Raw genomic sequence first — 13,900 nt, forward strand, 5'->3', positions numbered from 1 at the left:
ACGCTGTCTCACCAGCCAGGTCATACCGCGATAACGATCACCACAGCAACCTGGCGATCTTCAAACAACCTCACGTGCGGAAAACGGGGCTAGCGGCGCTGGGTGGCCCAGCGGCGGATGGTGTCGATCCGCTCCTGGATCTGCTCCGCCGTCGCCTGCGCGATCGGCGGCCCGCCGCACGAGCGTCGCAGGTCCGAGTGGATGACCCCGTGCGGCTGACCCGTGCGGTGGTTCCAGGCGCCCACCAGGCCGTTGAGCTCGCGCCGCAGGTCCGCGATCTGCTCGTGCGGCGCCAGCGTCTCGCGCGGCTGCTCCTCCTCCTGCTTGCGCCTGGCCGCCTGCTGGTCGGACTGCCGCTTGCGCAGCAGCGTCGCCACCTGGTCGGGCTCCAGCAGCCCGGGTAGGCCCAGGAAGTCCTCTTCCTCCGCCGAGCCGACCGCCGCGCCCGTGCCGAACTCGCCGCCGTCGAACAGCACCCGGTCGAACGTGGCCGACGTCTCCATCGTCTCGAACGGGAGCTCGTCACCCAGGACGTCGGGATTGTCCTTCTGGCGGTTGGCCTGCTCCAGGAGGCTGTCGTCGAGCCCGTCCTCGGGAGGCCGCTTGTTGAGCACGTGGTCGCGCTCGACCTCCATCTCGTTGGCCAGCCCCATGAGCGTGGGCACCGAGGGGAGGAAGACCGAGGCGGTCTCGCCGCGCTTGCGGGCCCGCACGAAGCGGCCCACGGCCTGGGCGAAGAAGAGCGGTGTCGAGGTGGAGGTGGCGTAGACGCCCACGCACAGGCGGGGGATGTCGACGCCCTCCGACACCATGCGCACGGCCACCAGCCAGCGGTCCGGCGAGGCCGCGAACTGCTTGATCTTCTTCGACGCGCCGGGGTCGTCGGAGAGGACCACGGTGGCGCCCTCGCCGGTGATGTTGCGCAGGTGGCGGGCGTAGGCCCGGGCCGTCTCGTGGTCGGTGGCGATGACCAGGCCGCCCGCGTCGGGCACGCCCCTGCGCACCTCGGTGAGCCGCCGGTCGGCGGCCTGCATGACCTGGCGGATCCAGTCGCCCTTCGGGTCGAGCGCGGCCCGCCACGCCTGCGAGAGCTGGTCCTTGGTGAGCGGCGTGCCGAGCGTCGCGGCGATCTCGTCGCCCGCCCGCGTGCGCCACTTCATCTCGCCGGAATAGGCCAGGAAGATGACGGGGCGCACGACGCCGTCGTCGAGCGCGGGGCCGTAGCCGTAGGAGTAGTCGGCGACGCTGCGCTTGAGGCCCTCGGCGTCCTCCTCGTAGCCGACGAACGGGATCGGGTTGTCGTCGGACCTGAACGGCGTGCCGGTGAGCTGGAGGCGGCGCGTGGCGGGCTCGAACGCCTCGCTCACGCCGTCGCCCCACGACTTGGCGTCGCCCGCGTGGTGGATCTCGTCGAAGATCACCAGCGTCTTGCGCGCCTCCGTGCGCGCCCTGTGCAGCGCGGGGTGCATGGCGACCTGCGCGTACGTCACCGCCACCCCGGTGTAGTCGCGCGAGGTCGTGCCCTGGCTGTTCTTGAACTCGGGGTCGATGCCGATGCCGACCCGCGCGGCGGCGTCGGCCCACTGCCGCTTGAGGTGCTCGGTGGGCGTGACGATCGTGATCGACCTGATCACGCCGTTGGCGAGCAGCTCGCTGGCGATGCGCAGGGCGTAGGTCGTCTTGCCCGCGCCCGGGGTCGCCACGGTGAGGAAGTCACGCGGCTCGCGCCTGAAGTAGAGGTCGAACGCCTCCTGCTGCCACGCGCGGAGCTTGGGAGCGGTGCCCCATGCTGCTCGGTCGGGATAGGAAGGCGAAAGGTGGGACGCGGCGAAGGTGCTCACCGCATCACCTCTGGGGTTGGTGTGCTTCGCTCTCTCACAGTGACCCGATAGTAATCGGGCCGACCGACAAGACGTGCCGTGAGTTGAGGATTCTGGCCAAGCTCTTCCCCGCGTGCTATGCGGGTCATTTGATCTTCGTCATGACCGTGTCGAGGGCCTGTCTGCGTGCGGTTTCCTCGGGTTGGAGCAGCCCGAGGAGCATGACCGCGGAGCCCGCGCGAGTGAGAAGCGTCACTCTCAGGAACGCCGGCCGGTTGGCCACATCCTGATATTCCGCCCGCAGCGCCCGGGTGTGTCCTCCGGGGAGCTCCTTGTCCTCGACGACGGTCACCCGGTCTCCTTTGAGCAGCAGCCGGGAGTAGAGCTCCGCCGCCTCCGCCGTGGCCTTCTTGGCGTCCGCCACGGCCCCTGTGACCGGCCTGGCCATGACGAGCCCGCCGCCGCCGTCCCTGGCCACGGAGGTGAAGCCCGTCACGGGCGGCACCGGCGCCTGGCTCCACCCCTGTGGCAGCGCCACCGAAACCTTGGCCAGGGAGTCGCTCAGCTGCCCGCTCTCCGCCGAAGGCGCGGTGATCCGCAGCACCACGACGGTCGCCCCCGCCACCAGGCCCACGCCTGCCAGCAGGGCCACCGACACGACCACCCAGCGCCGCAGCGCCCTCCCGGACACGCCCGTGCGCCGCCCGGGGTCCGCCGGAGAGCCGTAGAGGCGCGCGGACGGGGGAAGCGACTCCCAGGGCTCGAACTCGCGGTCCAGGCCGTACGAGGCGGTCCTGCGGATCTGCGGGTTCCACGGCTCCTCGGGCCCGAGGTCCAGCGGGTCGGGCTCGCCGCGGACCGGCTCAGGACCGCTGGACCGGGCATGCCGCCGTACCGGCTCCGGGTCGGGGTCCGGCACGGCCTCAAGAGGGCCCGTGCGCCCCAGCCGCGGCTCCTCCTCGTGGGGCGCGCCCCACGCGTACCGCGGAGGAGTACGGCGATGCCTGGGAGCGGGCTGAGGCGGCCAGACCCGGCGGTCGTCCTCGGTGTCATCCTCCATGGCACCTCCCTGACCGCTGTCCTATCACCCCGCGCGGCGATGGTCAGGAGAACCGTGATCGGTGTGACAGGAGGGGCGGAAATCAGCGGGTGCGTCCGGCGAGGAGCGTGGCGCCGAGGGCGACGGCGGCCATGAGGAACGAGATCACGACGAATCCGGTGGCGATCTCGTCCGGGGCGTGACCGATCAGATTGACCAGCGCGCCCCCGACCCCGATCGCCAGGGCGGACCCGAGCATGTCCGTGACCGACAGGGCGGCGGAGTTCGCCCCCTGCTCGTTCAGAGGGGACTGCCGCAACGCGGTGACGCTGACCGTGGTCATGCCGAACCCCATCCCGAACCCGGCCACGATCCACGCGGGCACCGCGACCCAGCCGGTCACCCCGGGAACGACGCACAGCATGCAGATCAGGATCGAGACGGTGACGCACCCCGCCCCCAGCCGGATCCGCCTGTACGCCTCCCCCTCCCGCCTGCTCTGCAGGAACGACCCCGCGGACCACCCCAGCGCCCCGGTCGTCAGCGCGATCCCCGCGAGCTTGAGGTCGAAGGACTTCACCTCCTGCAGCGCGAGCGGGATGAAGGAGTTCACCCCGAAGAAGGCGGCCGAGAAGAAGCCCCGCATCAGCACGGTCGTGGGCAGCCCGCGCGCGAACCGCAGCGCGTCGGGAGGCAGCAGCCGGTACAGCCCGTAGACCAGGAACGCCAGGCCCGCGACGGCCTCCAGTGCCCCGACCACGGGGCGTCTGTGCAGGAGGTCTACGCCCTGCAGCAGCGCCCCGGCCCCGCCCGCCGTGGCGGTGGCGGCCAGCGTCATCGCGACCGGCCTGGAGCGCGGGCCGGTGGACGGCTCATGGGAGGAGGACGGCATGCGCAGCGCGGGCACGAGCATCACCAGCGCGGGCACGACCAGCGGGATGATCCCGTAGAAGACGTACCGCCAGCCCCACTGCACGGCCACGAACCCGGCCACGGCCGGCCCCACCATGGCGGGCACCACCCAGGCCGCGGAGACGGCCGCGAAGACCTTGGGCCGCAGGGCCTCCGGATAGACCCGCGCGATCATCACGAGCAGCGCCACGATCGAGGCGCCCGCGCCCAGCCCCTGCACGGCCCGCGCCACGAGGAACATCCCCGCCGAGTGCGCCGCCCCGGCCAGTGCCATCCCCGCCACGAACAGCACCACCCCCGACAGGAACGGCAGCTGGTAGCCGCGGCGGTCCGACCAGAGGCCCGCCACCACGTTCGCGAAGAGGCTGGCGATGAGGAAGGCGGAGAAACTGATCCCGTACAGGTCGAGGGCGTTCAGCTCGTGGGCCACCGCCGGCATGACGACCCCGACGGACATGCCCTCGAAGGCGACCAGGGTGATGGTCAGCACGATGCCGACCGTCGCGACGCGGTATTCGGGGCTGAGGATGCGGGTGGATTCGTAGGGAGTGTCGAGTGCCTTTGGACCTGTCACCTACATATCGTAGTTTGCCGGAAATCTAGGCTGCCGGGGTGGTCGCGGTCCGGTACACCGCCCACATCTGGTGCATGCGCTCCGCCTGCCCCGCGGTGAACTCCGACATGCACTTGTCGTGCGCGTAGTCCATGAAGTTGTGCGCCGGGTCCAGGCCGGGGTGCTGCGCGCAGCTGTCCTTGTCCGCCGGGCAGGCCTCGGTCGGCCGGGCCTCCATCGGGGTGTCGGCAATGCCGTCGCCGGGCAGCTCGCAGCCGTTCTCGAACGTGTGGAAGAGGCCGAGCCAGTGCCCGATCTCGTGCACGCCGGTGAAGCCGCGGTTGTAGTTGGTCATCGCACCGCCGGGCAGGCTGCGCCAGTCGATCACGACGCCGTCCAGCCTGGGCGTCTCGTCATACCAGTACGGGTAGCTGGCGAAGCCCAGCATCTGCTCGCTGAGCTGGGCGATGTAGAGGTTGAGCGTGTCGGCGCCGCCCTGGTGCAGCGCCACCTTCATCGGCCGCTCGTTGCCGACGGGGTCGTTGAACCACAGGGCGTTGTCGGTGACCGAGATGCCGTCCAGGCGGAAGCGCACGCCGGTGTCTACGCCGCCGTAGGTGCCGCCGTACGCGGAGTTGAGCGCGTCGATCTGGGCCCTGACGTCGCCGTCGGTCACCTTGCGCTCACCGCGCGTGATGACGTGCACGCGCGTGGACACGGTGACCTGGGTGGGCGTCGTCACGCCGGCGAGCCGCTTGCCCAGCTCGACGAGGACCTTGGCCACGTCTTCGGGCTTGGGCGAGCGCGGCCCCGTCCTGCGGGGGACGTGGCCCGCGCAACGCGACGCCTGCGCCGCCTCGGGACGGAGCGGCGGCGTGAACCCGACCGCGAGCAGACATGCCAACGAGACGGCGGTCACGCGCCGGACCATGCAATCCCCCACTACGTATCGAGCCGGTCTGGCTACCGACCGTAGCTTGACCTGGGGAGATTACCGGTCAGCAACACTCACTGCTTGTTGTCGCCGCTGTCGCCGCCACCCGGGGGCAGGCCCTCGTAGATCTCCTTGCACTCCGGGCATACCGGATATTTCTTCGGATCGCGGCTGGGCACCCAGACCTTGCCGCACAGCGCCCGGATGGGCGTGCCCGTGACCATGCTCTCCGTGATCTTGTGCTTGTCCGCGTAGTGGGCGAACCGCTCGTGATCGCCGTCGCCGTGCGACGTCCGGGGCGTGGTCTCCTGCTCTGGGAGGATCTTCGTCGTGCTCACCCCACAGAGTTTATGCCCGACGACGACCAGGTCCCCCATACAGCGATACGGCCCCCGCCGCGTGGCGGGGGCCGTACGTGGAATCAGGCTCAGCCCATGTGGACGGGCGCGCCCTCGGTCTTCCTGCCGGCCTTGACGAACAGCGTCAGTACGGCCGTCAGCACCGCGATGCCGGTGCTGACCAGGAAGGCCACGTGCATGCCGTCCATGAAGGCGTTGTGCACGGCGTCGCCGATCTGCTGCGGCAGGCCGGGCGGGACGGAGCCGAACGCGGCGGCCTTCTCCAGCCCCGTCAGCTGGGCGGGCGGGATGGCCTGGGCCGCCGGGCCGAGGTAGCCGGGCAGCTTGTCGGAGATCTCACCGGCCATCACGGCGCCCAGGATCGCGGTGCCGAGCGCGCCGCCGACCTGCATGGCCGACTGCTGCAAGCCACCCGCGACGCCGGTCAGGTTGACCGGGGCGTTGCCCACGATGATCTCCGTGGCGCCCACGAACACCGGCGACATGCCGAAGGCCAGCAGCAGGAACGGGATGCCGCTCTCGATGAACGACGCGTCGATGCTGAGCTGGGACATGAGGAACATCGAGAACGCGGTGATCAGCAGGCCCGTGGCCATCGTGATCTTCGGCCCCAGCCTGCCGATCGCCATGCCCGCCAGCGGCGAGGCGACGATCATGCCGGCGCTCATCGGCAGCATGCGCAGGCCGGCCTCCAGCGGGGACAGGCCGTGCACGCCCTGGAAGAAGAAGCCGAGGAAGAACATCGCGCCGAACATGGCGAACGCGACCATCATCATCAGCACGGTGCCGATGGAGATCGAGGCGTTCTTGAACAGCGACAGCGGCACCAGCGGCTGGCTCGCCCTGCTCTGCCAGAAGATGAACGCGCCGATCAGCACCACGAACAGGCCCGCGAAGGTCAGCGTCGTGCTGTCGCCCCAGCCCCACTCCGGAGCCTTGATGATCGTCCAGACGAGCGAGAACATCGCGCCGGACAGCAGCAGCACGCCGAGCCAGTCGATCCGCGCCAGCGTCTGCGCGCGGTTGTCCTTGATCAGGATGGTGCCGAGGACGAGGGCGGCGAGGCCGACGGGGGCGTTGATGAAGAAGACCGTCTCCCAGCTCGCGTTCTCGACCAGGAGGCCGCCCACGATCGGGCCGGCGGCGCTGGACAGGCCGATGATCGCACCCCAGGCGCCCATGGCCTGGTTGAGCTTCTCACCCGGGAACGCTCCACGCAGCAGCGCCAGGGCGGCCGGCTGGAGCAGCGCGCCGAACAGACCCTGCAGCACCCGCAGGGCGATCAGCGCGCCCACCGGGGAGAGGCCGGGAATGATGTCGGCCAGCTCGGCGCTGAGTCCGATGCCCACCGAGGAGATGGCGAACCCCGCCACGCCGATCAGGAAGACCCGCTTGTGCCCGAACAGGTCGCCGAGCTTGCCGGCGGTGATCAGGAACACCGCCAGCGCCAGCAGGTAACCGCTGGTCACCCACTGCAGGTCGGACAGCGAGGCCTTGAGGTCGGCCTGGATCGACGGGTTGGCGATGCCCACGACCGTGCCGTCGAGCATGACCATGATGACGCCCAAGCTGACCGCCAGCAGCACGAGCCAAGGATTGCCGCCGGCCCCCGTTTTCACCGGGCCGTGCGATGACGGCGCATCCACCGCCTTCGCGTGAGCCATGAAGTCCCCCTAAGTACACGAACCGCCCCATACCAGGGCATAGATCTCGTAAGCCTCAGGTAATCTATGACAGTCGCTGACTAATGACAAACGAGTTTTATTCGTCGTCCTATGACTTATGGCACACTGTGACAGAAAGGTTTCGAGGGAGTGACTGCTGTGGGTCTGCGGGAACGCAAGAAGGAGAAGACGCGCCTGGCGATCCTCGACGCCGCGCTCGACCTGTTCCTCGAACAAGGATACGAGTCGACCACGGTGGAGCAGATCGCGGGGGCCGTCGAAATCTCCCCGCGCACCTTCTTCCGCTACTTCAACAGCAAGGATCACCTGGCGCTGTGGCACCACGACCACGGCGAGGAGATCATGCTCGAGACGCTGGCGTCCCGCCCGGAGGATGAGTCGTCCTTCACCTCGCTCATGCACGCCATGCGCGCGGTCGTCGGCGACCTGGAGGGTTCAACGGGCGAGGACAGGGCGAGGTTCCTGAAGCTGCGGCGGCTCATGGAGGACCACCCGAGGCTGGTGGGCATGTCCGTGGCCAGGGGCGCGGCGACCGAGCGCCGCCTCATCGAGGTGATCGCCGCACGCAGGGGCGTGGACCCTGACGAGGACATGCTCACGCCCTTGATCGTGGCGTTCGCCGCCTGCACCCTGCGCGTCGGCTTCGAGTGCCCGCGCCGCGACAGCGGCCTGCCGGAGATCACGCAGCGGATGGCGGAGACCATCGAGCTGGCCGAGCGCTCGCTGCGGCCCGGCTGGGACCGCTAGTCAGTTCATCGTCGGGTCGTCCGGGCAGGTCGCCACGAAGGCCAGCTCGCCGGGCTGCCGCCGCAGCACGTGCCGCCAGAGCGCGCGGGGATCGGCGTGGAAGGTGTCGCCGGCCTCCGAGTCGACCACGTACCAGGCGCCTTCGGCGATCTCGCTCTCCAGCTGGCCCGACGACCAGCCCGCGTACCCCGCGAAGATGCGCATCTGCGCGATCTCCCCCTGCAGGATCTCGGGCGGCGCGTCCAGGTCCACCGTCCCGAGGCTGGAGACGGCCGGGGTGCCCGCGTGCAGCCTGCGCCAGCCGAGCGGCTCCTCGCCGCTGGGGACCGCCGCCAGCGCGAGCGCGCTGTCCGTCTGCACGGGCCCGCCCTCGAAGAGCACGGAGGGCCCGGTCACCAGCGGATCCCACACGGGCAGCACCTGGGTCACGGAGATGTCGCTCGGCCGGTTGAGCACCACTCCCAGGGTGCCGCCGTCGTGGTCGTGTTCGAGGATCAGCACGACGCTACGCCGGAAGTTGGGGTCGTCGAGAAGCGGCGTCGCCACCAACAAACCGCCGACGTAGATCGCTTCCGCCATACCTCCATCATGAAGGGTTCCCGAGGCTCGCGCTCCCCCAGTGCGTCGATGTTACTTTTCGTGGCCACTTGGGCACCTTCTGTAGCAAAGATCACTCGTTGGGGGGAGCTCATGCATATCAGGACACGTCTCGTGCTGGCCGCACTACCGGTCTGTGCGGTCCTGTTCCTCCCCCAGAGCGCGCAGGCGTGGCCCTGGCATGAGGATCACGGCGACCCGTTCACGATGACGGTGGACGACGTTCACTGCCGTTCGGGGCGCGCGCACGTCACCCTGCACAACCTGACCCAGGAGGCCGCGCGCTTCGACGTCCAGGCCGACGGGGTCAGCGTGGCCAAGGGGGCCATCCCGGCCCACAAGTCGATCGTCAGGCAGGTGCCGGTGGCCAAGGGCAGCACCGCGGACGTGGAGGCGTACTCGCTGGGTGACCCGCAGCGGGAAACGCTCGTCGACTCCAGCCGCGTCAAGAACGACTGCCCCTGGGGCCACCACCTGGACAACCTGCCCTTCACCGGCCCGCCCGCCGACCTCATGGGGAAGCTGGCGACGGCGGGCGGCCTGATCGTGGTGGGCGGCATCCTGTGGTGGTACGGCTCGATCTGGCCGCGTTCGACCCCGTGAGCTAGGGCTCTTCCACGACGAACGCGCCGGCCCTGGCGGCGGCCAGCGTGCGCGCCACGGACCGTTCCGCGTCCTGCTCGGTCACCGGCTCCCTGGTGACCACCAGCCGGTAGTAGAGCGGGGCGGAGATCGCGCGGATCACCTCCGCGCCGTCGGTGCCCGCGGGCAGCTCGCCCCGCTTGACCGCCAGGTCCACGACGTTGGCCCACTCCGCGATCCTGCGCAGGTAGAAGGCGCGCAGCGCGCCGGCGGCCTGCTCGTCGCTGGTGGCGGCGGCGATCACCGCCTGAAACGTGGCACCGAGCCGCCCGTCGTTGATCGCCCCCAGTACGGACAGCGCGTTGGCCCGCAGGTCGGCCTCGACGCCGCCCGTGTCGGCATGGGGCGTGGACTGGTTGGCCAGCTCGGTCATGAGATCGGTGACCAGGCCCGCCCTGCTCCCCCAGCGCCGGTAGACCGTGGTCTTGCCGACACCCGCCCTGGCCGCCACCTGGTCCATGGTCAGGCCATGGAAGCCGTGCTCGACCAGCTCGTCCTGCGTGGCCTCCATGACGGCCGCGCGCACCCGCGCCGTGCGGCCCCCTGGCCGCACGGTTCCCGCCGAACGGGAAGGTTGGTCCATCTACGCTCCTTGTCGCAACGTTCCATTTTAACGGAACTGTCATCCCATTAAGGATTGACGGCGCATTTCCCCCACCTTCTGGACGCGGCCATGCGAAGATCGGTTCCATCCCTTCGACCGTTCGGCAATACCGAACGAATCTGCGCTAAGGTGCGGGCTGTGGGAGAGACGATTCAGTCGGTCGAGCGGGCGGCCGCGATCCTGAGGCTGCTGGCCTCGGGGCCGCGCCAGCTCGGGGTGGCCGAGCTGGCCAGGGCGCTGGGCCTGCCCAAGGGCACGCTGCACGGCATCCTGCGCACGCTGGTCCACGTCGGGTTCGTCGAGCAGGACCCGGCGAGCGGGAAGTACCGGCTCGGCGCCACGCTGCTCCATCTCGGCAGCAGCTATCTCGACGTCAACGAGCTGCGCACCCGCGCCATCAACTGGGCCGACGCCCTCGCGGGGCGCAGCAGGGAGAGCGCCTGGATCGGCACCCTCCACGAGGGCCACGTGCTGGTGATCCACCACGTGTTCCGGCCCGACGACAGCATGCAGACGCTCCAGGTGGGCACATACCTGCCGACCCATGCCAGCGCGCTCGGCAAGGTCCTGCTCGCCCACGACCCGTACGGCGAGCCGCCCGCGCCGCCGCTGCAGCCGTACACGAAGAACACGATCGTCGACCCCGCGGCGCTGGAGAAGGAGCTCGGCCTGGTCAGGACGCGCGGCTGGGCCTCCGAGACGGAGGAACTCACCGAGGGCGAGGTGGCCATCGCCGCGCCCATCAAGGACCCGCGCGGCCTGGTGGTGGGCGCCATCGGCATCCGCGGCGCCGTCGAGCGGCTGGCCCCCGACGGCGCCCTGCACATGGAGTTCGTCTCGTACGTACGGGACGCCGCCCGCGCGATCACCCGCTCACTTGAACATCCCTAAGACCACGAAATAGCATTCGTTCGGCATTGCCGAACCAGAACCAAGCGAGGAACCCCGTGCCTCGAACTCAATACGTCGCCGCCATCGACCAGGGCACCACCTCCAGCCGCTGCATCGTCTTCGACCAGGCCGGCAACATCATCTCCGTCGCCCAGCGCGAGCACCGCCAGATCTTCCCCAAACCCGGCTGGGTCGAGCACGACGCGGCCGAGATCTGGCAGGCCGTGCAGGGCGTGCTGGCCGAGGCCGTCAGCGGCGCCGGCATCGAGGACGGCCAGATCGCCGCGCTGGGCATCACCAACCAGCGCGAGACCACCGTGCTGTGGGAGCGGGCCACCGGCCGGCCCGTCTGCCCCGCGATCGTCTGGCAGGACACCCGCACGGACCAGCTGACCCGGGCGCTGGCCGAGCACGAGGGGCTGTTCAAGGAGAAGGCCGGGCTGCCGCTGGCGACGTACTTCTCCGGGCCGAAGATCCGCTGGCTGCTGGACGCCTACGGGCTGCGGGAGCGGGCCGAGCGCGGCGAGGTGCTGTTCGGGACGATGGACAGCTGGCTGCTGTGGAACCTCACCGGCCGCCACGTCACCGACGTGACCAACGCCAGCCGTACGATGCTGATGAACATCCACACGCTGGCCTGGGACGACGAGCTGCTCGACGCGCTGGGCGTGCCCCGCGCGATGCTGCCGGAGATCCGCCCGTCCGCCGAGGTCTATGGCCGCACCGCGGCGGGCGTCCCCGTCGCCTCGGCGCTCGGCGACCAGCAGGCGGCGCTGTTCGGCCAGACGTGCTTCGCGCCCGGCGAGACCAAGAGCACCTACGGCTCCGGCAGCTTCCTGCTGATGAACACCGGCCACGAGCCCGTCGTCTCCAAACACGGCCTGCTGACCACGGTCGGCTACCAGATCGGCGAGGGCCCGGCCACGTACGCGCTGGAGGGCGCGATCGCGGTGACCGGGTCGCTGGTGCAGTGGCTGCGTGACAACCTGGGTCTGATCTCCAGCGCGGCCGAGATCGAGACGCTGGCCAGGACGGTCGACGACAACGGCGGGTGCTACTTCGTACCGGCCTTCTCGGGGCTGTTCGCGCCGCACTGGCGCTCGGACGCGCGCGGCGTGATCGCGGGGCTGACCGGGTTCGTCACCAAGGGGCACATCGCGCGGGCCGTGCTGGAGGCCACGGCGTGGCAGACCCGCGAGGTGGTCGACGCGATGAACGCCGACTCCGGGCTCGACCTGACCACGCTGCGCGCCGACGGCGGCATGACCGCGAACAACCTGCTCATGCAGACCCTCGCCGACGTCCTCGCGGTGCCGGTGATCCGGCCCATGGTGGCCGAGACCACCGCCCTGGGCGCCGCCTACGCCGCCGGGCTGGCGACCGGCTACTGGCCCGACGTCGACAGCCTGCGCGCCAACTGGCACAAGGCCGCCGAGTGGCGCCCGGCCATCGACGAGGCCGCGCGCGAGCACGAATACCGCAACTGGAAGAAGGCCGTGGCCCGGACCCTCGACTGGGTCGAGCAGTAGGGAGTGGGGCAATGACGACGACGACCGCCGCAGACCGCGCGCAGACCCGTGAGGAGCTCTCGCGCACCGCCTACGACCTGCTCGTGATCGGCGGCGGCATCCTCGGCACCTCCGTGACCTGGATGGCCGCGCAGGCCGGGCTGCGGGTGGCGATGGTCGACGCGGGCGACTTCGCCGGCGCGACCTCCAGCGCCTCCTCCAAGCTCGTCCACGGGGGCCTGCGTTACCTGCAGACCGGCAACGTCCGGCTGGTCGCCGAGAACCACCGCGAGCGCCGCGCCCTGGCCGCCGACATCGCGCCGCACCTGGTCAAGCCGCTGACGTTCCTGGTGCCGATCTACAAGGGCGGGCCGCACGGGGCGGCCAAGCTGGGCGCGGGGGTGTTCCTGTATTCGGCGCTGTCGGTGTTCGGCGACGGCATGGGCAAGGTGATCACGCCCCACCAGGCGCTGGCCAAGGTGCCCGCGCTGCGTACCGAGGGGCTGCGGGCGGCCGCCGTCTACGGCGACCACCAGATGAACGACAGCCGCGTCGCTGTCATGACCGTACGGGCCGCCGCGGACGCGGGCGCGGTCGTGCTCAACCACGCCGAGGTCGTCGGGCTGCGCAAGACGGGCGGCACGGTCACGGGGGCCGACCTGCGCGACCGGCTCGACGGGGCCGAGTTCGGGGTCTCCGCCCGGCTCGTCCTGAACGCCACCGGGCCCTGGGTGGACCACCTGCGGCGCATGGAGGACCCGGACGCCGCGCCGAGCATCCGGCTGTCCAAGGGCGCCCACCTGGTGCTGCGCCGCCACGAACCGTGGAAGGCGGCGCTGACCACGCCGATCGACAAGTACCGCGTGTCGTTCGCCATCCCGTGGGAGGACCACCTGCTGCTCGGCACCACGGACGAGGCGTACGAGGGCGATCCGGGCGGGGTGCGCGCCACCGAGGCCGACATCGCGCAGATCCTCGACGAGGCCGGCCACGCCGTACGCGACGCCCAGCTCAGGCGCGAGGACATCACCTACGCCTTCGCCGGGCTGCGCGTCCTGCCCGGCGGCCCCGGGCAGGTGACGGCCGCGAAACGGGAGACCGTGGTGACCAGGGGGGCGGGCGGCATGCTCTCGGTCGCGGGCGGCAAGTGGACCACCTATCGCCACATCGGCAGGCACGTCCTCGACACGCTCGCCCACCTGCCCGGCCGGCCCCTGGGCGACGACCTGGCCGACATCCTGCCCGCCGTACCCCTGCCGGGCCTGGCCAGCCCCGACGCGGTGGCCCTGCGGCTGTGGACCGACCGCGACCCGGGTGCGCGCATGGATCCGCTGGTGGCCAGGCACCTGGCCACGCACTACGGGTCGATCGCGTTCGACCTGGCCCGGCTCATCCGCGAGGACCCCGCCCTCGGCGAGCGCATCCACCCGGACGGCCCCGACATCTGGGCCCAGGCGGTCTACGCGCGCGACCGCGAGTGGGCGGCCACGGTGGACGACGTCGTACGCCGCCGCACGACGCTGACGGTACGCGGGCTCGACACGCCTGACGTGCGCGATCGCATCGCCGCCCTGCTCACCTGACCCGGATCTGGGCAGGGGGTAGTCAT

13 protein-coding genes are annotated in these 13,900 nt (G+C 70.5%); 5 read left to right on the forward strand and 8 right to left on the reverse strand.

The annotated features are described in order from the left end of the window. Positions 1–89: 89 nt before the first annotated feature. From ACWEPL_RS53670 to ACWEPL_RS53695, 6 genes are all read right to left on the reverse strand, one after another. The gene (locus tag ACWEPL_RS53670) at positions 90–1,841 is read right to left on the reverse strand and encodes a DEAD/DEAH box helicase (RefSeq protein WP_363962823.1); all 1,752 of its coding nucleotides are present in this window, start codon (positions 1,839–1,841) and stop codon (positions 90–92) included. A gap of 124 nt (positions 1,842–1,965) precedes the next feature. After that, positions 1,966–2,880 carry a hypothetical protein gene (locus ACWEPL_RS53675; RefSeq protein WP_452441082.1) on the reverse strand — a complete coding sequence of 305 codons (915 nt, stop codon included), beginning with the start codon at positions 2,878–2,880 and terminating at the stop codon, positions 1,966–1,968. A gap of 82 nt (positions 2,881–2,962) precedes the next feature. Further along, positions 2,963–4,345 (reverse strand): MFS transporter, encoded by a 1,383-nt coding sequence (locus ACWEPL_RS53680; RefSeq protein WP_355207294.1) that lies wholly within the window; start codon positions 4,343–4,345, stop codon positions 2,963–2,965. Between the two features lie 25 nt (positions 4,346–4,370). Beyond that, a complete protein-coding gene (locus ACWEPL_RS53685) occupies positions 4,371–5,243 on the reverse strand; it encodes a zinc metalloprotease (protein ID WP_452441083.1) in 873 nt (290 codons plus the stop codon). Positions 5,244–5,332: 89 nt separating this feature from the next. Next, positions 5,333–5,596 carry a DUF3039 domain-containing protein gene (locus ACWEPL_RS53690; RefSeq protein WP_435054276.1) on the reverse strand — a complete coding sequence of 88 codons (264 nt, stop codon included), beginning with the start codon at positions 5,594–5,596 and terminating at the stop codon, positions 5,333–5,335. An 89-nt stretch (positions 5,597–5,685) separates the two neighbouring features. Then, a complete protein-coding gene (locus ACWEPL_RS53695; RefSeq protein ID WP_363962819.1) occupies positions 5,686–7,281 on the reverse strand; it encodes a DHA2 family efflux MFS transporter permease subunit in 1,596 nt (531 codons plus the stop codon). Positions 7,282–7,431: 150 nt separating this feature from the next. Between ACWEPL_RS53695 and ACWEPL_RS53700 the strand changes: the two genes are divergently transcribed. Then, complete coding sequence (locus tag ACWEPL_RS53700) at positions 7,432–8,049, forward strand: TetR family transcriptional regulator (RefSeq protein WP_363962818.1); 618 nt, start codon at positions 7,432–7,434, stop codon at positions 8,047–8,049. Here ACWEPL_RS53700 and ACWEPL_RS53705 read toward each other — a convergent pair whose 3' ends face one another. Beyond that, positions 8,050–8,628, reverse strand: coding sequence for a YqgE/AlgH family protein (locus tag ACWEPL_RS53705; RefSeq protein WP_355207305.1), 579 nt, complete (start codon positions 8,626–8,628; stop codon positions 8,050–8,052). A 111-nt stretch (positions 8,629–8,739) separates the two neighbouring features. Between ACWEPL_RS53705 and ACWEPL_RS53710 the strand changes: the two genes are divergently transcribed. Next, the gene (locus ACWEPL_RS53710; RefSeq protein ID WP_363962817.1) at positions 8,740–9,249 is read left to right on the forward strand and encodes a hypothetical protein; all 510 of its coding nucleotides are present in this window, start codon (positions 8,740–8,742) and stop codon (positions 9,247–9,249) included. A 1-nt stretch (position 9,250) separates the two neighbouring features. Here ACWEPL_RS53710 and ACWEPL_RS53715 read toward each other — a convergent pair whose 3' ends face one another. Beyond that, complete coding sequence (locus ACWEPL_RS53715) at positions 9,251–9,871, reverse strand: TetR/AcrR family transcriptional regulator (protein ID WP_350730078.1); 621 nt, start codon at positions 9,869–9,871, stop codon at positions 9,251–9,253. A 159-nt stretch (positions 9,872–10,030) separates the two neighbouring features. On the opposite strand from ACWEPL_RS53715, the gene ACWEPL_RS53720 reads away from it, so the two are divergent. The 3 genes from ACWEPL_RS53720 to ACWEPL_RS53730 are packed head-to-tail and all read left to right on the forward strand — an operon-like array spanning position 10,031 to position 13,874. Beyond that, on the forward strand, positions 10,031–10,783 hold the full coding sequence (locus ACWEPL_RS53720) for an IclR family transcriptional regulator (RefSeq protein ID WP_350730077.1): 753 nt from the start codon (positions 10,031–10,033) through the stop codon (positions 10,781–10,783). Between the two features lie 56 nt (positions 10,784–10,839). Then, complete coding sequence (glpK, locus tag ACWEPL_RS53725) at positions 10,840–12,312, forward strand: glycerol kinase GlpK (RefSeq protein WP_363962816.1); 1,473 nt, start codon at positions 10,840–10,842, stop codon at positions 12,310–12,312. Between the two features lie 11 nt (positions 12,313–12,323). After that, a complete protein-coding gene (locus tag ACWEPL_RS53730; protein ID WP_364266368.1) occupies positions 12,324–13,874 on the forward strand; it encodes a glycerol-3-phosphate dehydrogenase/oxidase in 1,551 nt (516 codons plus the stop codon). Positions 13,875–13,900 lie beyond the last annotated feature (26 nt).

It is taken from the genome of Nonomuraea sp. NPDC004186, assembly GCF_053603495.1.